The 23720-nt window shown below is 37.7% G+C and carries 19 protein-coding genes; 10 read left to right on the top strand and 9 right to left on the bottom strand.

The window, feature by feature from the left end; all coding sequences use genetic code 11:
- Nucleotides 1-105 precede the first annotated feature (105 nt).
- From E0Y80_RS18860 to E0Y80_RS18850, 3 genes are all read left to right on the top strand, one after another.
- Nucleotides 106-939 (top strand): universal stress protein, encoded by an 834-nt coding sequence (locus E0Y80_RS18860; protein WP_156309211.1) that lies wholly within the window; start codon nucleotides 106-108, stop codon nucleotides 937-939.
- Nucleotides 940-953: 14 nt separating this feature from the next.
- Nucleotides 954-1814: a universal stress protein gene (locus tag E0Y80_RS18855; protein WP_156309210.1), complete on the top strand. Its 861-nt coding sequence runs from the start codon at nucleotides 954-956 to the stop codon at nucleotides 1812-1814.
- Between the two features lie 90 nt (nucleotides 1815-1904).
- The gene (locus E0Y80_RS18850) at nucleotides 1905-3221 is read left to right on the top strand and encodes an OmpA family protein (protein WP_156309209.1); all 1317 of its coding nucleotides are present in this window, start codon (nucleotides 1905-1907) and stop codon (nucleotides 3219-3221) included.
- A gap of 322 nt (nucleotides 3222-3543) precedes the next feature.
- On the opposite strand, the gene E0Y80_RS18845 is transcribed toward E0Y80_RS18850, so the two are convergent.
- Complete coding sequence (locus tag E0Y80_RS18845; protein WP_156309208.1) at nucleotides 3544-5040, bottom strand: amino acid permease; 1497 nt, start codon at nucleotides 5038-5040, stop codon at nucleotides 3544-3546.
- A gap of 467 nt (nucleotides 5041-5507) precedes the next feature.
- Here E0Y80_RS18845 and E0Y80_RS18840 point away from each other — a divergent pair, with 467 nt between their 5' ends.
- The gene (locus tag E0Y80_RS18840; RefSeq protein ID WP_156309207.1) at nucleotides 5508-7334 is read left to right on the top strand and encodes a DEAD/DEAH box helicase; all 1827 of its coding nucleotides are present in this window, start codon (nucleotides 5508-5510) and stop codon (nucleotides 7332-7334) included.
- Nucleotides 7335-7368: 34 nt separating this feature from the next.
- Here E0Y80_RS18840 and E0Y80_RS18835 read toward each other — a convergent pair whose 3' ends face one another.
- The 7 genes from E0Y80_RS18835 to E0Y80_RS18805 form a co-directional block, all read right to left on the bottom strand.
- On the bottom strand, nucleotides 7369-8901 hold the full coding sequence (locus E0Y80_RS18835) for a glutamate racemase (RefSeq protein ID WP_156309206.1): 1533 nt from the start codon (nucleotides 8899-8901) through the stop codon (nucleotides 7369-7371).
- Between the two features lie 113 nt (nucleotides 8902-9014).
- On the bottom strand, nucleotides 9015-9626 hold the full coding sequence (locus E0Y80_RS18830; RefSeq protein ID WP_231596105.1) for an HPP family protein: 612 nt from the start codon (nucleotides 9624-9626) through the stop codon (nucleotides 9015-9017).
- Nucleotides 9627-9631: 5 nt separating this feature from the next.
- Nucleotides 9632-10408, bottom strand: coding sequence for a 23S rRNA (guanosine(2251)-2'-O)-methyltransferase RlmB (gene rlmB / locus E0Y80_RS18825; RefSeq protein WP_156309205.1), 777 nt, complete (start codon nucleotides 10406-10408; stop codon nucleotides 9632-9634).
- Between the two features lie 70 nt (nucleotides 10409-10478).
- A complete protein-coding gene (locus E0Y80_RS18820; protein ID WP_156309204.1) occupies nucleotides 10479-12299 on the bottom strand; it encodes a DNA polymerase III subunit gamma/tau in 1821 nt (606 codons plus the stop codon).
- A 130-nt stretch (nucleotides 12300-12429) separates the two neighbouring features.
- Nucleotides 12430-13158 (bottom strand): MIP family channel protein, encoded by a 729-nt coding sequence (locus tag E0Y80_RS18815; RefSeq protein ID WP_156309203.1) that lies wholly within the window; start codon nucleotides 13156-13158, stop codon nucleotides 12430-12432.
- A gap of 331 nt (nucleotides 13159-13489) precedes the next feature.
- Complete coding sequence (locus E0Y80_RS18810) at nucleotides 13490-13990, bottom strand: hypothetical protein (protein ID WP_231596104.1); 501 nt, start codon at nucleotides 13988-13990, stop codon at nucleotides 13490-13492.
- A gap of 118 nt (nucleotides 13991-14108) precedes the next feature.
- A complete protein-coding gene (locus E0Y80_RS18805; protein ID WP_156309202.1) occupies nucleotides 14109-14696 on the bottom strand; it encodes a C40 family peptidase in 588 nt (195 codons plus the stop codon).
- A 223-nt stretch (nucleotides 14697-14919) separates the two neighbouring features.
- On the opposite strand from E0Y80_RS18805, the gene E0Y80_RS18800 reads away from it, so the two are divergent.
- Nucleotides 14920-15807 (top strand): EamA family transporter, encoded by an 888-nt coding sequence (locus E0Y80_RS18800; RefSeq protein WP_156309201.1) that lies wholly within the window; start codon nucleotides 14920-14922, stop codon nucleotides 15805-15807.
- 94 nt (nucleotides 15808-15901) lie between these two features.
- Entirely contained in the window at nucleotides 15902-18169 is a 2268-nt protein-coding gene (locus E0Y80_RS18795; protein WP_156309200.1) for an inorganic phosphate transporter, read from the top strand.
- A 52-nt stretch (nucleotides 18170-18221) separates the two neighbouring features.
- Here E0Y80_RS18795 and mtaB read toward each other — a convergent pair whose 3' ends face one another.
- Nucleotides 18222-19541 (bottom strand): tRNA (N(6)-L-threonylcarbamoyladenosine(37)-C(2))-methylthiotransferase MtaB, encoded by a 1320-nt coding sequence (mtaB, locus tag E0Y80_RS18790; RefSeq protein ID WP_156309199.1) that lies wholly within the window; start codon nucleotides 19539-19541, stop codon nucleotides 18222-18224.
- 116 nt (nucleotides 19542-19657) lie between these two features.
- Between mtaB and E0Y80_RS18785 the strand changes: the two genes are divergently transcribed.
- The 4 genes from E0Y80_RS18785 (at nucleotide 19658) to E0Y80_RS18770 (ending at nucleotide 23678) form a co-directional block, all read left to right on the top strand.
- Nucleotides 19658-20479 (top strand): thymidylate synthase, encoded by an 822-nt coding sequence (locus E0Y80_RS18785; protein WP_156309198.1) that lies wholly within the window; start codon nucleotides 19658-19660, stop codon nucleotides 20477-20479.
- A gap of 23 nt (nucleotides 20480-20502) precedes the next feature.
- On the top strand, nucleotides 20503-21000 hold the full coding sequence (locus E0Y80_RS18780) for a dihydrofolate reductase (RefSeq protein ID WP_156309197.1): 498 nt from the start codon (nucleotides 20503-20505) through the stop codon (nucleotides 20998-21000).
- A 41-nt stretch (nucleotides 21001-21041) separates the two neighbouring features.
- Nucleotides 21042-22778, top strand: a complete 1737-nt coding sequence (locus tag E0Y80_RS18775) for a M61 family metallopeptidase (protein WP_156309196.1) — start codon at nucleotides 21042-21044, stop codon at nucleotides 22776-22778.
- A gap of 186 nt (nucleotides 22779-22964) precedes the next feature.
- A complete protein-coding gene (locus E0Y80_RS18770) occupies nucleotides 22965-23678 on the top strand; it encodes a hypothetical protein (protein WP_156309195.1) in 714 nt (237 codons plus the stop codon).
- Nucleotides 23679-23720 lie beyond the last annotated feature (42 nt).

Here is a 23720-nt window from a genome sequence, read left to right as displayed (position 1 = left end):
AATTTGATGATTAAATCGGCCCATTAAGCCAATTTTTATTAATATGACGCATATTTTTACTAAATTTATCTCAGTAAAAACATACACTCAAAATAATTCAAAAAGATGACAATTATTGTCCCTACTGATTTTTCTGAAAACGCAAGGTTTGCAGCTAATTATGCCTGCGAACTAGCTGAATCCAAAGGTCATAACATTCATTTATTGCATTGCTACACCTCAAGTTCAATCGGTGAAAACAAAGGCGAAGGAACAAATAACCCTACACTTTTGGCAGATCAGAAGATACAAGAATTGCAAACACAATTACTAAAATCACATCCAGACCTTCATATCAGCATTGAATGTTCGAGAAGCTTGATTATTGACAAACTCACTGAATTGTCGCAATCGGGTAAATATGCATTGATTGTCATGGGAGCCTCTGGCGCAAGCAAATTACAACCTCTGTATTATGGCAGTACAACGGTTGCTGTAGCTTCAAAATCTGAGGTTCCAGTTATTGTCATTCCGAATCAATCATTTTCATTTAAAATTGATCATGTTGCCTTGTTAACGAACTTCAAATCGGAAGAATTGGATACCTTAAAGGAATTCCAGGAGATAATTGCCATCCCGAATGACCTCACTTTAATTCACGTTTATAAAGAGAACCAAAAACCTGAAAATGTAAAAGAAGATTTGGATTCCTGGGCCTATAATATTCGTGAAATGGGTTCCATCAACCAAGTGAGAACGATTACTGAGGCTATAAACAAAGAAGATGTTGAGCTGGATTCAGTTCCTGAGGTTGTTGCCAAAGTGATTGCGGAAGCAAATCCTCAGATTGTATTGATTACACCGAGTAGAAAAACATTTTTTGAAAGGTTGTTTAGAAGCTCAGTTTCTAAGGAAATTGCCTTGGAACTTAGCAAACCTGCTTTTTTTGACAAAATATAAATTATACGATACCCATGAGCAAACTACTAATTCCTATAGATTTTTCTGAGAACTCTGATAATGCGATTCACTATGCGTGTCAGGTTGCACAAGAGAGTGGTCAAGAGATCGATCTAATTCACGTTTTCTCTTCGCATTCTAATACTTATGCGAATGTAAAAGGGGAAACTCCACTCAATGACCCAAGGGTCCCAGAGGCGAAACAGAGCATGGTAGAAACCATTGCCCAGGTACAACAGGAATTTCCTTCTGTCAAAGTGAACAGCATCTTTAAAGAAGGTAATTTATACGATGAGATAAAAGCAGTGACAAATGCTACCGCTTATGATGCCGTCGTTATGGGTACAGAAGGAGCTTCAGGCCTAGAAGCTGTTTTCATTGGTAGCAACACTTATGACACCATTCTAAACACAACCACACCAGTTCTAGCGGTTCCAAATACAGCAAAAAACTTTAAAAAAGATAATATTGGCTTATTATGTAATTTTAAGGAAGCTGAATTAACAGCATTGCAGCAAGCAGCACCATTATTTAAAAACGACTATAGACTGATCTTGATTCACGTTAATACGGACGATAAACCGATTAAAGATATCGATCATCAATTTAAGGAGTGGATCAATAGAATTGAATCTGAATTGGGGATTTCTGATATTTCCTATATCATCAAACCACAAACTTTATTCATGCGCCAGAAAGAAACTGTAGCGCAGGCAATCACTTCTGTCCTATTGGATGAACAAGTGGACATCTTGATTCTTACAAAGAGTAAAAAGAGCGTTTTTAGGCAATTAACGGAAACAAATGTGATTAAGAAGATGGCATTTAACATTCAAATTCCTACATTTTTTGCTCGCGTTCTTATAGTTAAATAACTACAAAATCATGATATTTTAGGCTGAGTTGCCAAAACAGATTGTTTTGGCAACAAATTTGCCAAGCATGGCATATAAGCATATAATAACATGAAAACACTTTACTTTAAAAAAGCTAGCGCATTAGCTGCTGCTATTTTAATCTCTTCTGCTACTTTCGCACAAACTAATACGGCTACTGTAGAGGGAACAACGACCTTAGGTCCTTCTTCACAATACAGAACATGGTCTATCGGTGTTAATGCGGGAGTACTTAACCAATCCAATATTTTCGGCTTTAACAGAGCTGGATTCGATAAATTAAATCACAATGTAGGATACAGTGCCTATGTGAAAAAGCAAATCTCTCCTTCATTCGGTCTTAAAGCTCAGTATATGGGTGGTAAAGTTGGTGGAGTAAACGAAACTGACGGTGTAGAATTTGAAGCTAAGACTCCATGGTCAGCAGCATTGTCTGGAGAGTTTACATTAGCAAACACAAACTGGAGATTCTTCAACAGCATCATCAAACCTTACTTCGCGGTTGGTGTGGGTGCTTTGAACTCGGAAACTACAACTACAGTTGGTGAAACATCAACTACGGCAGATTCACAAACTAAACTTTTCGTACCAGTAGATGCAGGATTTAAATTTGCAGTTGCCAAAGGAATCAATATCGATTTAGGTTACCAATTGAACTGGGCTAACCAAAACTTCGATGGAGTTCGTGGTGGTCAATACAAAAACGACTTGTTCTCATACGCACATGCGGGTCTTGAGGTTGCATTGGGAGATGGAAACAAACCTTACCTAGGAAACTCTAACCCTGTAGCTACAATGGCTGCTCGTTACGATGAATTGAAAGCTGAGCGCGATGCATTAGTTGCTGCAAATGAAAAATTACAGTCTAACATGGATGAAATCAATGCTGGATTGGAAGATAACGACGGAGACGGTGTTGCGAATAAATTCGACAAATGTCCAGATACTCCTGCAGGAACAAAGGTTGACGGTTCAGGATGTCCACTTCCAGAAGCGAAACATGAAACTAAGGTGGTTGAAAAAATCGTAATTACGGAAGAAGACAAAAAAGTAGTTGACGAAGCTATTAAAAACCTTGAGTTCGATTTAAGCAAAGCAACTATCCGCCCTACATCTTATGCATCATTAAATAGAGTTGCGGCTTTATTGATTGAGAAAAACTTCAGCTTGAAATTAGCAGGTCACACAGATAACACTGGTTCTTTACAATTGAACTTACGTTTATCAAAAGAACGTGCGGAATCTGTTAAAGCTTATTTAGTTTCAAAAGGTGCAAATGCTTCACGCATTGAAGCAACAGGATATGGTCCAAACCAACCTATTGCTACAAACAGCACACCTGAAGGCCGTCAATTAAACAGACGTGTTGAGTTTACTTTATTTTAGTAATCATTGAGCAAATCGCTAAACAACATACAACAACAATTGGGTCCAGTTTCACTGGGCCCTTTTTTGTACATGAATTTACTGTTTAAAATACCTTGAACTACTCAATCAAAAACTATCCCTAAATAAGATTTAAGGTCTATGATCTATGCGTTATTTTGACCCAGGTAATTGACTAAGTCTGCTGTACAGACTGAAGCATACAAATTTTATGATCTATACAGAACTAATTAAAATGCTTTGCTTGTAAGAAAATCCTAATTGGATGTTATAAAAAAAGGTGGATTCATTTGAACCCACCCTTTTGATAAGGATTAATATTCTATTCAGAAGTTCGGCCAGCAGCGGCTTCAGCTTCTTTTTCTTTTCTAATCTTCGAGTTCTTATATCCGTATAGGAAATAGAAAGCTACACCGATAGCCATCCAGATTCCTAAACGCTCCCAACTTTCAATAGGAAGTCCAGCCATCATCAACACACAAACCAATATACCCAAGATAGGAACTAAAGGCACTAAAGGAGTTTTAAATGGACGTTCGATATTCGGATTGGTTTTACGCAATACCAATACACCAATACAAACTAGGGTAAATGCAAACAAGGTACCTATACTTACCATATGCCCAAGATCAGAAACAGGTACAAACCCTGCGAATAAACTCACGAAAATCATGAAGATTAAGTTAGTTTTCCATGGTGTTTGACGTTTCGAAAGATCTGAGAATAATTTCGGCAATAGACCGTCTTTACTCATTGAATAGAATACACGACTTTGGCCCAAAAGCATCACTAAGATAACTGAGGTATAACCAGCGATAATCGTTACGATCATGGCTGTATTTAAGAAATGATATCCAGTTTTCTCAAAAGCTGTAGCAACAGGTTTTGCATCGCCGCTGAAAACAGTATAAGGCGCTAGACCAGTCATTACATAAGCAAATAGAACGTATAGAATGGTACAAACGATCAATGATCCGATGATACCGATTGGCATACCTTTTTTAGGATCCTTTGCTTCCTGCGCAGCTGTACTTACCGCATCAAATCCGATAAATGCAAAGAATACAACACCGGCAGCCTGCAAAATTCCTGTCCAGCCGTAGTGTCCCCGATAATCACTACTCCAGAATTCCCAGAATCCCATCTTGCCTTGTTTTACCATTTCCTCCCCTTCATTCACAGGAATTAATGGTGTATGGTTAGCAGGATCAATGAATTGCCACCCTAAAACGATGAACAAAATAACAACTGCAACTTTTAATACCACAAGGATATTGTTAACAAAAGATGACTCTTGTGTTCCACGCATCAATAATAAGGAAAGTAGGCAGACAATAATGATAGCTGGCAGATTGATTACACCGCCTTCAAATGGCCCTGAGAGGACTTCTTGGGGGAGATGTATTCCGACGAGTAGGAAGAGTTCATTTACATATTGCGACCAGCTTACTGCAACAGTAGCGGCAGCCAATGCATACTCCAGGACTAAGTCCCATCCGATAATCCAAGCCATAAATTCCCCCATGGTTGCGTAGGAATAAGTATAGGCACTACCGGCAACAGGAATCATGGATGCGAATTCCGCATAGCATAGGCCTGCAAAAGCACAGCCAACAGCTGCAATAATAAAAGAAATCATAACTGCAGGACCGGCATGGTCTGCAGCTGCAATACCGGTCAGTGAGAACAGTCCGGCACCAATGATGGCTCCAATTCCCAAAGCAATTAACCCAGTACTGGAAAGCGTACGCTTCAACGTACCCTCACCACTCTGTTCAGCTTCAGAAATTAATTTGGTGATTGATTTTTTATACCACATAAATTTAGATGAATAATTCAAGAACCAAACCTACAAAAAAATTAAAAAATACAACGAATCATTATAAATTCATTACATAATAGGACAAAACTCTTCGAAATGACCTTTAATAACCTTGTTTATTTGTAAATGTTCTTTCTAAATATAAAATTTCAAAATAATTTTTGGCTAAAACCAATCAATTCAAAATTTGAAAATTAAGTTGGCGATCATTTCATTAAAAATTTCAATAAATAAGGTTAAAAAGGAGGATAATATCTCTTTAGAAATTAATTATTACGGAGGATTTGCAATTTATAAAGTAATGGCAATGAATAGGTTTTATTGATTACAAAAGGTGATTAGTTATAAAACGAAATTATTTTCAACATTTTCAAATTATAACCACTTGAAAATTAGGTTTTATCAAAACTAATATCTACCTTTGCACCGCCTTAGGCAATTGTGCCTATTGTATATTTTATTTCATGAACCCATTTTTAGAACTGGGAATCCGTCATGAGATTGTTAATGCCATCACTGAGTTAGGTTTCGAGAAACCTTCTCCCATCCAGGAAAAAGCCATTCCTGTATTACTGACTGGTAACGACGATTTTGTCGGATTAGCCCAAACAGGTACAGGGAAGACAGCGGCATTTGGTCTTCCACTATTAGAACAACTAGACTTTTCATCAAAACAACCTCAAGCATTGGTTCTATGTCCAACGCGTGAGCTATGTTTGCAAATCGCAAGAGACCTAGAAAAATTTGCCAAGTACATTGATAACGTTCATGTTGTTGCCGTTTATGGCGGTGCAAACATTAGCGATCAATTGCGCCAGATTCGTCGTGGCGTTCAAATCGTTGTTGCAACTCCAGGAAGGATGTTGGATATCATTGGCCGTAAAGCTATTGATTTCTCTAACGTTCGTTATGTAGTTCTTGACGAAGCTGACGAAATGTTGAACATGGGATTCCAAGAAGATATTAACAATATCCTTTCGGAAACACCGGACGACAAAAAAACTTGGTTGTTCTCAGCAACAATGCCAAGAGAAGTGCGCCGTATTGCACAAAACTACATGACTAACCCACAAGAGTTAACAGTAGGAACTAAAAATACGGGTAATGAGAATATTGAGCACCAATATTTCATGATCAGAGCAAAAGACAAATACGCTGCATTTAAACGTATCGTCGATTACTATCCTGAAATCTTTGGTATTGTATTCTGCCGTACAAAAATTGAAACTCAGGAAATTGCTGAAGCCTTAATTAAAGATGGCTACAATGCTGATTCTCTTCATGGGGATTTATCGCAACAGCAACGTGATAAGGTAATGAAACGTTACCGTGAGCGTAACTTGCAGCTTTTAATTGCTACTGACGTTGCAGCTCGTGGTATCGACGTTAATGACGTAACACACGTTATTAACTACTCTTTACCTGATGAAACGGAAAACTATACTCACCGCTCAGGACGTACTGCACGTGCAGGAAAAACTGGTATTTCGATCTCATTGATCAATGCGAAAGAAATGAGTAAAATCCGTCACATCGAAAAAATCATCGGTAAAGAATTTATTCGCAAACAAGTTCCTCAAGGTACTGAGGTTTGTGAAAAACAATTATTCGCTATCGTTGATAAAGTTCATAATGTTGAAGTACATGAGGAACAAATCAATGCTTTCTTACCACAAATCTTAGAAAGTCTTCAAGACTTAAGCAAAGAAGAGGTAATCAAGAAATTTGCTTCCTTAGAATTCAACAGATTCTTGAATTATTACCAAGATGCTCCAGACCTTAACATGGAAGCACGTGAAGCGAGAGGTGAACGTGGCGAAAGAGGTGAAAGAGGCGATCGCCGTACAGGATCTAAAGGATATACACGTTTGTTTATCAACCTTGGATCTGTTGACGAGTTCAGCCGTGGAGACATGCTTTCTTACATCTGTAACAAGGGTAAGATTTCAGGTAAATCTGTTGGTAAAATTGACCTTAAAGGGGTATTCACTTTCTTCGAAGTATTAGATGCTGATGTTGACAGTGTATTCCAAGGCTTTAACGGTGTTGATTTCAATGGAAGAAATGTTAGAATCGAAGTTTCTGGCGACAAACCTTCATCAGACAGAGGCGGAAGACGTCGTTCTGGCGGTGGTGGTGGTGACCGTAGAGACAGAGGTGACAGAGGCGGATCTCGCGGTGGTAGCTCAAGAGGCGGCAGAGATAGAGAACGTTCTGGATCTGGTTCTGGATCTGGTTTCCGTGACTTCTCAGGAAAACGTAGAGATAGAGAATCTAAAAATAGATACTAAAAAAATAAGCTCCTAAATTCGGAGCTTATTTTTTTTAATTAATCTTTAGTGCTGGCGAGTGCCCGCTCAGCTTGGCATTATTCTGCGAAAAGTTTCTAATCAATTCATAGGTGTTTGGTATCACATTCTTAAACCGTTGTAAAGTTAAATCAGAAACATTACCGCGATCAAAAGGAACAACCTTTACATACTCCTGAATCTCATTCTCCTTTCTGCCATATTTGTAAGCATACGTAAATCTAGCTTCTTCACCTTCTAATACTACTGCCTTATTATCTTGGTTCGGAACAGAAATATAAAATTCTGAACCTTTTAGCATATCTCCTTTTGAATTAAATAATTCCTTCTTTTCCAGGGCTTCAAATAATTCCCGAGCAACAAATACTGAGGGATCAATGATATCTACTTTTTCGGCAATTAATGCGCGATATTTATATTCACCATCATTCCCCTTATAATTCTTCAATTCAGCGAGTACTTGATTGATTTCCTTTACTAAATAAGGATAATGAGTACATCCTAAAATTAAAGACTTGAGAGGCTGCGGCTTGTTCGCTTTGCGCATTTGCTCCAACAGGCTCACCAGATGATATCTAATATAATTCTCAGAGGAGTTAATTTGCATCAAACTGCAATCTTCAACATCCTTACTGTCACATAACATTTGATTTCTATCAAAATTAAAATTATAGATATCCAATAAGGTACGGTCGATTATATATTCTTTATTTTCTAAGGAAGGGCCTCTATAATCAGCTCTTGGAGTCGATGCTTTGACATTGATGAAATCAGGTTCTTCATCTACGGCTTCTGCAACCCCATGTCCCCCTTGATTGAATATCTGCAAATCTCCAGTATATCCCAACTGTTTAATCTGATCACGAATTGTTCTTTCATAACCTCCTGACGCAATCGTTCCAACTGTTGCAAAGACTGCAATGCTTCCGGACTCTTCTTTATCAAAAAGGGCTAAAGTTCCCCTCGCTGCTGCATTAATCACACCAATGACCGGAATATCCAAACCGGTTCTTTTCATAAAAGCTTCTGCATCTTGGTAGCCATAAGCTGTCGCAGTATTGCAAGCAATTACAATTGCTTTAACCTTTTCCTTGTCTGCCCTATGTTTTGCATCTGCATGAGAAGGATAATATTTGTCTGACAAGAGGAATTGGAAATCCTTGATGATATGCTCTTTCAGCAAATTATCCTTTTGTACGGCATGATAATTTCCATAAGGCATATTTGCCTGATCTGCCAGATAAATAAAATTTTCCTTTCGGAAATCCAATTGGCCATCTTTTTTAGGGGATTTAGTTCGGTTATCGTGCTCATCAAAATTCACTAAAGCATCCAACACCGTCAATCCGCCAGTTCCGGAGTCAAACACCCCGATTGGCAATTCGTTTAATTTTTTGGGGTAGCTTTTAAAATCAACAAAGTAAAAGTTCTGCTGTTCTTTTAGAATAGCATCCTCAATCTGAAGGGATGATTGTGCATGGGCAAATTGAAAAGAGCCAAGCGATAAGGCAAAATAGGTTAAGCCATGGATAATGGATTGGTATTTCATTTAGATGTTCGGTAGATTACCGTAAAGTTATTCGTTTATTCTGAATTTCAAAATAAAAAACGCACAAACATGCATGGCCTAATAAAATAAAAGACCAATATTCGCCTATTGGTCTATTTTACATCAAATCTTCGTTTAAGCTGTTTTCGACGTGACCGTCTTAGACGAGAATATTTAACTGGATAATGTCTTTTCTTGGTGATATTATTAAAAACTAACGCGACGCCCAAAAGGATTAAGGCACCTGAAAATACAGGAGTAAGCACATATAGATATCCTAATTCAGCTATTTTAGTGCCCCCGCTTACAGCAATCAGCGCTGTTGCACCTCCTGGAGGATGTAAGCTTCGTGTCACCTGCATTGCAACAATGGAAGTTGCTACAGCCAATGGTGCAGTTAACCAAATGATATCGGGTAATATCTTAGCTACGGTCACTCCTACCAGCGCAGATACGACATGACCACCAATCAAATTTCTGGGTTGCGCCAAAGGACTCTGGATTGCACCATAGACCAAGACGGCAGATGCGCCAAAGGAACCTATTAAAAAAACATTCTCTAGAGGAGGTAATTGTAAGGATTGGAGATAGGCGATTAGGCCTATTCCAATAAAAGCTCCTAGAAATGACCAAAAATGTTCCTTATAGTCGACTAAGGTTTCCCGATACATTACATATCGGTACAACCTGAATTGCCTATGTACTGATCTTCGGAACTTTTTCACAAATATTAAGAAATATTACGTTGTCTGATTGCTTCATAGATAACAACCGCAGCAGACACCGAAACATTTAAGGATTCAATTTCTCCGAACATAGGAATCTTCGCCAATTTGTCCGAGATACGGATCAACTCATCTGACACCCCTACATCCTCAGCCCCCATGATGATACAGCTCGGTGAAGTATAATCCACATCATAAATGGATTCTTTTGTTTTCTCGGTACTTACAACCAGTTGAACGCCCGAATCAATTAGGTATTTAGCCACTTTGTTCAGAGAGTCTTGTCGACAAACCGGGATTTTATATAATGCACCAGCTGAAGTTTTGATAGCATCTGGATTTATTTCTGCCGACCCTTTTTTCGGAACGATAATCGCATGCACACCGGCACATTCAGCAGTACGAGCGATTGCTCCCATGTTACGAACGTCTGTAACACCATCCAGCATAAGCAATAATGGAGTTTCACCTTTCTCGTAAATGACAGGCAATAGATCTTCGATATCCTGATAAGTGATTGGAGAAATAATAGCAATGATACCTTGGTGGTTCTTGCGAGTTATGCGGTTTAGTTTTTCAATAGGAACTTGTTGAAATGCGATATTATGCTCTTTCACCAAAGCTTTGAATTCAGCAAACAAAGGTCCTGACAAGCCACGTTGAACAAATAAGGATTCAATTTCTTTGCCGCTATCGATAGCTTCCATGACAGCACGGATACCAAAGACCATCTGATTGGTTTCGCGTTTCTCGGGTCTGTCCCTACGTTGAAAATTTTGCATGTGTTTTTATTATAGATAAAAGGGAATTTCACCCTCAAATAATTCGTACAAAGGTAGAAAAGAAAAATGATTAGCTTAAACCCAAATCAAATGTTTTTCTTAACTCGTCGAGCAATGGATTCTTGGCGACCATGGCCTGATATTTCTCTTGTGAAGTGTATGGTTTTCTATCTTTAGATTTTTCAACCATTACGCCATCTATATCCAAAGCAAAGTTGCGAAGTTGAACACGGAGATAATTCAACATGTCTATTTTGCCCAATTTAAGCTCTTCCATCTGCACCCCATTCTCTACCTCGATCTTGATCGTGGTACCCTCCAAAGTAGGCGCATTTGAAGTCATAATCGTATAGAGTGTAATTTTGCTTTCTTTCCTCAATAATTCAGCAAATTCATTCCATTTACTTAAGAAGGAATTTTGTGTTACCTCATTGAATTCATTACCCTCTACAAGTTCATTTTCTTCTTCGGAAGAGGCTTTTTTATCTTCAAATATGGTATTTAAGTTTGGAATAGCAACCGAAGTTTTAATGCTTCCCCAACCTTTTGCTGCAGGTTTTGCATCAGAAGCTGAAGATTGCGAAGGGCTAGGGCTTGAAGGATAGGTTACTGCCGGTTTGGAATCAGTCACTGCTGCTATCGGAGACCTTACTGGTTCTGATGTCGAAATAGCTGATGAACTAGCTTTGCTGGCAGGAATGGGATTTTGTGCAGGAGCTTTAGAACCTACTGCTGACTCAGGGAGTTTTTTTTTTAATTCAGCTAAAGCTGGCAACCCTTCTGCTCCTAGAGCTATGGCACTGGCTATATGGCACATCTTCAAAAGTGAAAGCTCAACCTGCAAACGTTGATTCTTGCTGCTTCTGTAGTTTACCTCACATTGATTGGCAATATTTAGAGCAGATAGCAGCAAACCGCTCGATAAAGCTTGCGATTGTTCAAGGTATCTTTTCTTTACGTTCTCACTTACCTCTAATAGCTTCAGGGTACTAGGTTCTTTGCTTACCAACAAATTCCGGATATGTGATGACAGACCAGCTATGAAATGACCGCCATCAAAGCCATTGTTTAATACCTTATCAAAGATTAATAAAGCAGTTGCAGCGTCCTGTTTTGCAAGAGCATCCATAAGCTGGAAATAATAATCATAATCTAAAATATTAAGATTATTAATTACGGCTTGATAAGTAAGATTCTTGTTTGAGAAACTAACGATCTGGTCAAACATAGATAAAGCATCTCGGAGACCGCCATCGGCTTTCTGAGCAATAACATGCAGTCCATCGGCTTCAAAAGTCACTCCCTCTTTCTGTGCGATGGAAGCAAGGTGGTTAGCCATATCCTCGACCTTAATTCTATTGAAGTCAAAAATCTGACATCTTGAAAGTATGGTAGGGAGTATTTTATGTTTTTCAGTTGTTGCAAGGATAAAAATAGCATAGGAAGGCGGTTCTTCCAATGTCTTCAAGAAAGCGTTGAAAGCTTGCTGTGATAACATATGAACCTCATCGATGATATAAATCTTGTATTTACCAGTTTGAGGTGGGATTCTTACTTGATCGATCAATGAACGGATGTCATCCACTGAATTGTTGGATGCCGCATCCAATTCATGAATACTGAATGAATTCCCGTTTTGAAATGATTTACAGCTGTCGCATTGACCGCAAGCTTCGTTAGATTCTGTGATATGCTCACAGTTTATTGTTTTTGCAAGTATTCTAGCACAAGTCGTCTTTCCAACTCCACGGGGTCCACAGAACAAAAATGCTTGAGCTAACTGATTGTTATGAATGGCGTTTTTGAGTGTTCCGGTGATGTGTTGCTGGCCGACAACCGAGTCAAAGGTAACCGGTCTATACTTACGCGCAGAAACAATAAAATTATCCATGCACGAAGATAATCATTTTCCAAGTTTAGCACAAGTGCCAGGATTGTTTACGGTGATTTTATGAGTGCATTTCGCATAAAAAAAGCTGCCTTTCGGCAGCTCGGGTGGGATATTATAGTTGAGTATTCTTTTATTCTGCAGTCTTTGGCTCCGAATAGGTCAATTTCCAAATAACAGCACCGATAACCGCACCAACCAAAGGAGCTACAATGAAAAGCCATACTTGAGAAATAGCATTACCTCCAGCAAATATTGCAGGACCTAAGCTTCTTGCTGGGTTAACTGAAGTACCTGTAATCGGGATAGCAACCAAGTGTATTAAAACAAGCGTAAATCCAATTGCTAATCCTGCCATCGTACCATTTCCTACTTTGGATGTTGTAGCCAGAATAACGAAAAGAAAAACTGCAGTTAACACAGTTTCTGTAATGAAGGCAGCCATCATATTGTATTCATTTTGATAACCTGCTCCCCAACCATTGGATCCGTAAGCCCATTCACCGGCATTAAAGCCAGCTAGTTGGCCTGCAAGAATGGTCTTTAGTACGAAAGCACCTAATATTGCACCGATGATTTGTGCCGCGATATATACTAAAGCATCTTTAAGTGAGATCTTTCCTGACACCAATACCCCCAAGGTTACAGCTGGGTTAATATGACAACCGGAAATTCCGCCTATCGCATAAGCAAATACCACAACGGACAAACCAAAAGCCAATGAAATCCCCAATAGCCCCAAGCCTGATGTATGGGCAAGTGTGTCAGCACCGGCAATTGCCGCAGCCCCACAACCAAACAATACCAAACCAAAAGTTCCAATTAGTTCAGCAATAAATTTAGATAATGTTCTTGTTTCCATAATTTATTATTTGAACACAAATTAATAATTAATATTAATATTTGCTTTATAAATTAAATCAAATATTTATTAAGAATCAACAAATAAATTACGTATCGAACACGTATTCAATTGATTAATAAAAAAATAAGAGGAAATAAAACAAACGGAGGTTTGTATTTAGAATGAAAGGAAATAAAAAAGGACCGATATCACATCGACCCTTTTTCTTTAATTGTTTACCTAATAACCTTTAAATCACCAAACAATTTATTGAAACAAATTACTTGACTCAAAGGTATGGCTATCGGTTAAAGTTACTGTTAAGAGAAAATTAAATAATAAATTCTCCTTATCGAGCCTTAGCAGTTGCCAACATTCGAACCACTTCATCAATGGTTGTTCTTGCTGCTTCCACCATTTTAGTCGGTCCTTGAAAGTCCGGATCGAAAGTAACTGTTTTCGTTTTTTCCTTGTATGCGTATGTCAGTTTATACCTTGGCTTGCGCTCTCCCGCCGCTCTTTTACTTAAATCTACAGTCATGTCATCTGGCAAATTCCAAAATCCTAACTCCTGCGCTTTTCTATGTAGGTATAATAAATCATTGTCCCTAAGCTTTAGCGTATCTTTAATTAATTTGTTCTCCTTAGTAAGGTAATTGTATTCATGTGTTTTAGAATTATAATAATTCAACATCGAATCCGGATATCCATAAGTAAGCTCTATAGATTCAAAATCCGAATAACGGTACGGAGCATTTTTAACCATTCCCGAATAATAATACACACAGTATATTAAAAAGGGCACCACAACACAAAGTCCTAAGAAAATCTTTTTTGTTTTTTCTGACATGATATATTATAAAATGTGCACAAAAATAGGGATTTGTAGACATTTTATTTGGCTAATTTGAGAATATCAGCCGATATACGACATAATACTGTCAAAATTCAGGATTGAATCGTAGGAATTAACTTTTAGGCGTTCCGCTTCTTTTAAAATATTTATAATACCAACTATCACTGAGATTAGAAATTATAACCCCTTTCCTAGTGGACACATGTACGAACTTTCCATTATGAAGGTAGATCCCTACATGATCAATATTCCTCCCACCAAAGGAAAAAAACACTAAATCCCCTTCTTTTAATTGATTCTCATATTTCTTTTTCACATGATCGGCCATATCTCGAGAGGTCCTTGGAAGTTCCTTTCCATAAATCTTATCGTATAGCAAGGTCACAAAACCCGAACAATCTACACCTCTTTTATCCATTCCACCTAATCGATGCGGAGTACCCATCCACTCATCAATCATGAAATAGAGGTTTTTATTATCCAACTCTTTGGTTTTTACACCCAATAACTCTGCATAATTATCCAATTTATTATTGGAATATTCCTTATTTCGTGCATCACTTGCATCAGAGATCGGAGCTCCTTTTTTCGGATTGACGCTGTCATAGGTATATTTAGACGACGTTTTTCGTTTGGCCCCACAAGAACTCAACACAACCGCTGCAACTAGAAATAATAATAAACTGTATTTAATTTTCATCTAAACCTCCAATTTCAAAAATATCAAGCTAAGCAACCAATATACAAGTCGTTTTTTTCCACAAATGTGATTTACTTTTTTATTATGCCCATACAATAAGGTTAAATGCTGATAAAAAGTTTGACTGTACAACTCCCTTAAGGTTTGAAAAATTAAATGTCTTTTAATTGTCATCAACAATTATTCTTGGACGAATGGATATTTTTTGAATTACTTTTGCCCCATGAACAAAACTAAGGGGGCAATAGCCGTATTTATAGGCGCTGCCAGCTTCGGAATCCTTTCAACATTTGTAAAAAAAGCCTATGAACAAGGTTATACGCTAGGTGAAGTTACAGGCATCCAAGCCTTATTAGGAGTTATATTTTTATGGCTCACCTGGTTGATTATCAGAAACAAACAATCTTCTACCCTATCTAGACCGAAAAGTCCTAAATGGAAGATATTTCTAAGCGGAATCAGCACGGGGATGGTCAGCATTCTCTACTATAAATGTGTTGAACTCGTTCCTGCCTCTCTGGCAATTGTCCTGCTCATGCAATACATTTGGATAGGTCAGATCATAGAATTAATTTTCTTCAATGTAAGACCCCAAATGAGCCAAATAATTGTCATAATCTGTATTCTTGCTGGAACCTTACTGGCTACAGGTCTGATTGAGGAGCCGTTAAACTCTTTTTCATTGGTAGGAATTGGCTATGGATTATTAGCTGCTACCGCTTATTCAATCTTTATGATTGTCAATGGGCGGGTTGGGAATGACTATCCGCCAGTTCAGAAAAGTGCCATTATGATTACTGGAGCGCTCGTTTTAATTTTGATTACCCTTAGGCCATTATCGCTATTTTCAACAGAGACTTTTATAGGCATTTTACCTTATGGATTATTGCTTTCATTATTCGGTACAGTACTTCCACCCTTGTTATTTGCTTATGGTATGCCAAAAACCGGCTACTCTTTAGGGGCTGTCCTCAGTGCTGTTGAACTACCCGTTGCTGTTTGCATGTCCTATCTGGTTCTTCATGAATCGGTAAGTTGGTTAAAATGGCTAGGTGTACTTTTTATATTATTGACCATTTTTTGGAAGAACAAATTGAAAACAAATAGCTAGTTTTTAAGGTTTTTACCCTATACTTGCAGTTTTACGAATATTTTTCAGGTTTAGTCTGATCACCCATAAAAATCAAGATTAACACAAATTCAATATGGAGAATTACCTATTTCTCGTACTCATTACCTTGGCTGTTTTAGCCATAATAGACTTGATGGTCGGCGTAAGTAATGATGCAGTTAACTTTCTCAATTCAGCTATAGGTTCAAAAGCAATCCCATTTAAGAGCATCATGATTATTGCGAGCTTGGGTATCCTCTTTGGCTCGATCTTTTCAAGCGGCATGATGGAAATTGCCAGAAGTGGTATCTATGTGCCAAGCATGTTCTCTTTTGACGATGTCATAACCATATTTTTGGCCGTCATGATTACAGATATCATTTTGCTTGATATTTTTAATTATTTTGGATTACCGACATCTACGACGGTTTCTATCGTATTTGAACTTCTAGGGGCAGCACTCTGTTTAGCTGTATATAATATTGCTATTAAAGATGGAGACTGGTCCACATTATCATCATATATCAACACAGAAAAAGCCTCGGAAATCGTTTATAGCATTCTCCTATCCGTTGTCATTTCCTTTACCGTCGGTATGGCGGTTCAGTATATATCCCGGGTTCTTTTTACATTTCAATTTGAGAAAAAGCTAAAAACCATTGGGGTTATTTTTGGAGGTATTGCAATGGCATCCATTTCCTATTTTATTCTGATAAAAGGACTTAAGGGTGTTTCATTTATTGGCGATGATGTTAAAGATTGGGTTCAAGCGCATGAATTATTATTACTTGCAGGTTCTTTTGTCCTATTCTCTTTATTAAGTTATATCATCAATCTATTAGGATATAATATCTTAAAAGTCATCATTGGAATCGGAACTTTTGCTTTAGCACTTTCATTTGCAGGGAATGACTTGGTAAACTTTATCGGCGTTCCTGTTGCAGCAGCTCAATCCGTAGAGATTTTCCAATCCATACCGGGAGCAAACCCTGACACCTATACCATGGATGCTCTAGCATCAAGTGATATTGTCGCTCCAACTTGGATTCTTCTTTGTGCAGGTATCGTGATGGTCATTACCCTTTGGACCTCTAAAAAGGCAAAGACGGTTATTGAAACGGAAATGAGCTTGACAAACCAAGGTGATGGTGCTGAAAAATTCAAATCCAATATGCTATCGAGAAGCATAGTAAGGGGATTTATCAAACTTGGAACGGGATTAACATATTTGATGCCCCGGACACTGCAGGCAAGTTTGGATAAGAAATTTGAAAATCCTATGCTGAATGCGCACAGAAAGAAAAAGAAATCACAGGATGAACCAATGTTCGACATGATCCGTGCATCGGTAAACTTGATGGTTGCCAGTAGTCTGATTGCATTGGGAACATCCATGAAACTTCCGCTTTCCACCACTTATGTGACCTTTATGGTGGCCATGGGTACTGCTTTTGCCGATCGGGCTTGGGGACGTGAGAGTGCAGTTTATCGTGTATCTGGCGTGTTTCATGTTATTGGAGGTTGGTTTGTTACTGCCGGTTGTGCGTTCGCTGGAGCCGTTATATTTGCCTTCTTCTTAAAAATAGGCGGGATTGTAACCTTTGTTATTTCCTTAATTGTATTGGCTCTTTTGCTATATAGAAACGCAAAAAGCCATGACCGCAAGATCAAAGCTAAAGCCCTACAAGAACTTAACCTTGAAAAAAGCGATATTATAGGTCTTCAACAAGTTATAGAAACCAGTGCTCAACAGATTAGTGAGACATTTTCTAAAACCAATCTTTTCTTTAAAGAAGCAATTGATTCTTTAATTAAAGAGGATCTAGACGCTTTAATGAACAATAAAAAGTTAGTCAAAAAGCTTCAGAACGAACTTAATTCAACGAATAATTCGATGTATGACTATATCCGAAACCTCGATGATACTTCGGTCAAAGGTAGTCGCTATTACATAATATCGCTGGGATATTTACAGGATATGGTTGAGAATGTTGCAGTTATTAATTCCAATGCCCTTTCTCATGTAGACAACAATCATAAACCTTTGCGATTCAGTCAATCGAAAGATTTGAAATATGTGGTGGAGCGTATATCTGAATGGTTCTCTAAAATAAACATGACCTATAAGCGTCTAGACTTCTCGAAAATTGACGAAATCATCAAAGAGCGTGAAGATATTCAAGAATATATCAACAACCTTTTGGACAAACAGATTGATCGTATCCGGACTTCAGAAAACAGTCCTAAAAATAGCAGATTATATTTCTCAATTCTCCTTGAAACCAATGAATTGATAAGCTCAACCTTTAAGTTGATGCGACTACATAAAGAATTTGATAGTTTCAGAAGAAGAAATGCATAAAAAAATAAGGCTGATCACTTGATCAGCCTTATTTTTTTATTTCGTTAATTCATTAATGTGCCAAAACTTCTGGCAATTCTTCTATATCTACATCTCCATTTTCAGAGATATTCATATACTTAACAGGAACTACCTCATTTACAAGTAAAGGGTCATATGCTGTACGGACTTTGACATAATTCTTGGAGAACCCGTGCATAAATCCATCTTTAATATCGCCTTCAAACAATACTTCATCCACGCTTCCCAATTGCGATTCATAGAAAGCACGACGTTTCTTTTCAGATAGAATATGTAGCATTTTACTGCGATCACTACGTTGAGCACCAGGTACTGCACCTTCCATTTGGGCAGCAATGGTATTCTCACGTTCAGAATAAGTGAAGACATGTAAATAAGAAATATCCATTTCATTTAAGAAATTATAGGTATCGATAAAATCTTCACGCGTTTCTCCTGGAAAACCAACAATGACATCCACTCCAATACAACAGTTTGGCATAAGGGATTTAATTTTAGCCACACGTTCCCAGTAAAGTTCACGTTTGTAGCGGCGACGCATCTGTGCTAGTACCTTATTGTTCCCAGACTGCAAGGGCATATGAAAATGGGGCACAAATCTTTTAGATTGAGCAACAAACTCAATAACCTCATTGGTTAATAGGTTTGGTTCTATACTTGAAATACGTATTCTATCAATCCCTTGAACCTCATCCAATGCTTTAACCAAATCGACAAAACGATCCTGACGCTTCCCATCTCGGATACCATAGTCACCAATATTAACCCCTGTCAATACAATTTCCTTCACACCAGAAGCTGCAATTTCTTCAGCTTGACGTACTATATCTTCTATTTTACCTGAGCGACTTGCCCCTCTTGCCAAAGGAATCGTACAGAAAGTACAGGAATAGTCACATCCATCCTGAACTTTTAGAAAGGTACGTGTTCTATCTCCAATGGAGAATGCGGAAACAAATTGATTGGTTTCGTCAATTGGCGCATTATGGACAACGGCCTTTTCATTTTTTGTAAGATCATTGATGTGTTCAATAATATTGAACTTTTCAGCAGCACCTAAGACCATATCGACTCCTGGAATTTCAGAAATCTCCTTAGGTTTTAGCTGCGCATAACACCCTACAATGGTAATATAAGCATTTGGAGAATGCTTAAGAGCTTCCTTTACCACCTTTCGGCACTTACGGTCTGCATGGTCGGTTACCGAACATGTATTGATCACATAAACATCTGCAGCACTGTTAAAAGGCGTAGATTCATAACCCGCATCCTTAAAGATACGACCTATAGAGGAAGTTTCTGAAAAATTCAGCTTACAACCCAACGTATAGAAAGCAACTTTTTTTCCCATGATATTTTGCAAAAATACACAAAATGCGGCAAATTGTTAGTTGTTGAAAAATTGTGATATTTTGATGATTTAAAAAAGGGTATCTTCGTAAGATTACAAAATAAGGAAAAACCTATATGAGACAGTATTTAGATCTACTCGAGCATGTTTACAATCATGGTGTTGAAAAAACTGACAGAACTGGAACAGGGACAAAAAGTGTTTTCGGGTATCAAATGCGTTTCAATTTAAAGGAAGGTTTTCCGATGGTCACCACCAAAAAACTTCACTTAAGATCAATTATTCATGAATTAATCTGGTTTTTGAAAGGTGAAACCAATATCCAATATTTAAAAGAGAATGGTGTTAGTATTTGGGATGAATGGGCAGACCAAGAAGGTAACTTAGGGCCAGTTTATGGTTCTCAATGGCGTTCTTGGCCAACTCCTGATGGCCGTCATATCGACCAAATCACACAGGTAGTCAATCAGCTTAAGAATACACCAGATTCCAGACGCATCATTGTTTCGGCATGGAATGTTGCTGAAATCGAAAACATGGCATTACCACCTTGCCATGCATTCTTTCAATTTTATGTGGCTCCTGCTCAACCTGAAAAAGGAATCCTGAAACCACAACTCTCCTGTCAGCTTTACCAACGTAGCGCAGATATTTTCCTTGGAGTACCATTCAACATTGCTTCTTATGCATTATTAACGATGATGGTTGCCCAGGTTTGTGATATGGAAGCCGCAGATTTTGTGCATACGCTTGGTGATGCGCACATCTACAGCAATCACTATGAACAAACCGAATTGCAGCTCTCCCGTGAACCTAAAGCTCTTCCCCAAATGGAAATAAACCCTGAGGTAAAGGATATATTCGACTTTAAGTTTGAAGACTTCGAGCTGAAAAACTACGAGCATCATCCACATATTAAAGCACCAGTTGCCGTTTAAATTTCAATATTCAATTCCTATAAATGAGTTTACCAAAAGTTACATTTATTGTTGCAGCATCCGAAAATAACGCCATAGGCAAGGGCAATCAAATGCCATGGCATTTACCTAATGATTTCAAATATTTTAAAGCTAAAACAATGGACCATACCATTGTAATGGGCAGAAAAACATTTGACTCTATAGGAAAAGCCTTACCGGGAAGAAGAAACATCATCATTACAAGACAGAATGATTTCAAAGCTGAAGATGTTGATGTTGCGAATAGTATTCAAGATGTATTAAATTATTGCCGTGATGAAAAAGAAATTTTTATCATTGGAGGAGCGGAAATTTTCAAACAATCTTTCCCCTTGGCAAAAGAAATCTTATTGACCAGAGTCCATACACAAATTGAAGGAGCAGATGCATTCTTTCCTGACTTACCGGAATCTGAATGGATATTGGAAAGTCAAGATAAACACAGTAAGGACGACAAGCATAAATTCGATTATACATTTGAAGTATATAAAAGAAAATAAGGGTAACCAAACATGGTTTCCCTTTTTACATTTAAATAATTATGGGTAATAGTAACATTCATTTCCAATTGTCTTTTATAGAACCTCAAGCACACTATGTTGAGGTTAAAATGATTATTGACGGAATTGATCAAGATTATCTTGATCTGAAGATGCCAGTTTGGACACCTGGCTCCTATTTAATCCGAGAATTTGCCAAAAACATCGAACAGGTTAAAGCTGAAGATGCACAAGGAAATGAAATCGTCATTCATAAAACGAACAAAAATACCTGGAGGTTAAATTCCAAAGGTGCTCAAGTAAAGATCAGTTATCGCGTTTACAGTTTTGAAAGATCAGTCAGGACAAACCTTGTTGATGATCAGCATGCTTTCATCAGCCCTGCTGGAACTTTTCTATATGTAGATGGCTACCTTGACCATTCTTCTACTGTTCAAGTGGAACTTCCTTCTATATGGACCAAAATCTCTACTGGTTTAGAGCTCGTAGAAGGCAAGGTCAATTTATTCTTCGCCGAAAATTTCGACATTTTATTTGATTCTCCTTTAGAAATTGGAAACCAGGATGTATGGACTTTCAATGCTGCTGGCATTCCCCATGAATTTGCTATGGTTGGAACAGCAGTATATGATAAAGACCGCTTAGCGGCAGATATCACAAAGATTGTGGAAGTAGAGACTGATATTTGGGGTTCTAACCCTAATGATCGTTATGTCTTTATCACGCATAACTACCAGAATTCCCATGGTGGCCTAGAACATTTGAACTCCACTGTTCTTGCGGCTTCCAGGTCATCGTATATCAGCAATATTGGCTATAATAATTTCTTGAGTTTGGTTGCTCATGAATATTTCCACCTTTGGAATGTTAAACGTCTAAGACCTGCTAACTTGGGACCATTCAATTACGAAGAAGAAAACTACACCCCTCTTCTTTGGATTTTCGAAGGATTTACTGCCTATTACGACAACTTAATTACGCGTAGATGTGGTTTCAGAAACGAACAGGAATATTTGAATGAATTAGTTTCTGAATTCAATATGGTCTTAAACCGTCCTGGCCACAAAATACAATCCGTTGGATTATCAAGCTTTGACACTTGGATCAAACAGTATCGCCCAGATGAAAACTCAGCCAATGTCAGCATTTCATATTATAACAAGGGAGCCATGTTGGCGACCATGATTGACATCAGTATCATTGCAAAAACTCAAGGCAAAAAAAGATTGGATGATGTTTTAAAGGCTGCTTATAATAAATTCTACTTAATTGAAAACCGAGGAGTAACTGAAAAAGAATTTTTAGATCTAGCCGAAGAAGTTTCGGGGATATCTTTAAAAGAAATCTTTGATGCTGTCTATACAACAGAAGAAATTGACTATAATGCATATTTCAATGCCATAGGATTTCAATTCATTGACATTAACAGAGAAACGGTAACCCCAAGTTTGGGAATTAAAGTATCTCATCAAGATACACGCACAATTATCAAAAATGTTGACAGAAATTCTGCAGCATGGGTTGATGGATTAAATGTTGATGATGAAATCATTGCAGTAAATGGAAATCGATTGGATCCACAGGGTAGAGAATTGGATCAAGCTATTGCGATTAGCAAAGTAGGAGATCCTATAAATATTCTTGTTTCCAGAGATGGCTTAATTCGTGAAATTACAGTACACCTAAAAGCTAGTGATAAAGTTTCCTACGTAATTGAAAGAAATCCAAATAGGACGGAAGAACAAAGTGCTTTAGGAGATCTCTGGCTGTCCCTATAATTCATTAATAAAAACCTTTAATATATATGCAGTATAACATATATATTAAAGTGTTTTTTCTTTACTAATCCAATCACCTTCCCCAATCATCCATATTCCAATTAAATATATTTTTTCTTAATTTTAATGGTAAACTAACAAACTATAAACCTTTAATCCTTAAAGGTTTAGATTAACCATAATATTATGAAAAATATACAACACTATAATCTATTTGCCTACCGGCGACTTCGCAGGGCGATTGGTTACTTGGGAATCTTCCTTCCTTCAATTCTTGTCTTACTTTCCTTAATTAAATTTTTCTCAACCAATATTCAACCTTCCATAAGTCATTATTATTACACGAACCTTCGCGAAATATTTACAGGTACCTTATGTGCGGTAGGTTTATTTTTGATTTGCTATAAAGGCAATGGAAATAAGTCAATCTTAAAAAACGACAATATTCTTACCAACATTGCAGGTTTTATGGCTTTTGGAGTAGCGTTTATTCCAACAGATCCAATTTCCGATTCCTGTCTTAAATGTACGCTCATTAACTTTAGCCTAACCTGGCTACACTATGGCTTTGCCGCAGTTCTCTTTTTTATTTTCGCTCTTCTTTCGATCAATGTATTTACCATCGGTCAGCAGCCAAATACCGACATACCTGTCAGTATGTTTAATGAAAATAAGATATATAGATTCTGTGGCTACGGAATCTTGTTATGTATTATCTTAGTTCCCTTTAAACTATTTCCCTATTCCACGCTGTTGTTTGAAGCCTTAGCTTTATTGCTATTTGGAGTTTCCTGGCTAATTAAAGGACGGGCTTTGGGGGATGAAGGTGTAATTGGTGAAAAAATATATAGAGAGAACAATTCTGTAGATACCGAAGAAGCAGTAGACCCTAACAAATAATAAAAAAACAAAAAGCGCCATTTCAAAATGGCGCTTTTCAAT

The sequence above is a fragment of the Sphingobacterium endophyticum genome (assembly GCF_009733535.1).
Taxonomy (GTDB): Bacteria; Bacteroidota; Bacteroidia; order Sphingobacteriales; family Sphingobacteriaceae; genus Sphingobacterium; species Sphingobacterium endophyticum.
This window is presented reverse-complemented; position numbering and strand designations above follow the sequence as displayed.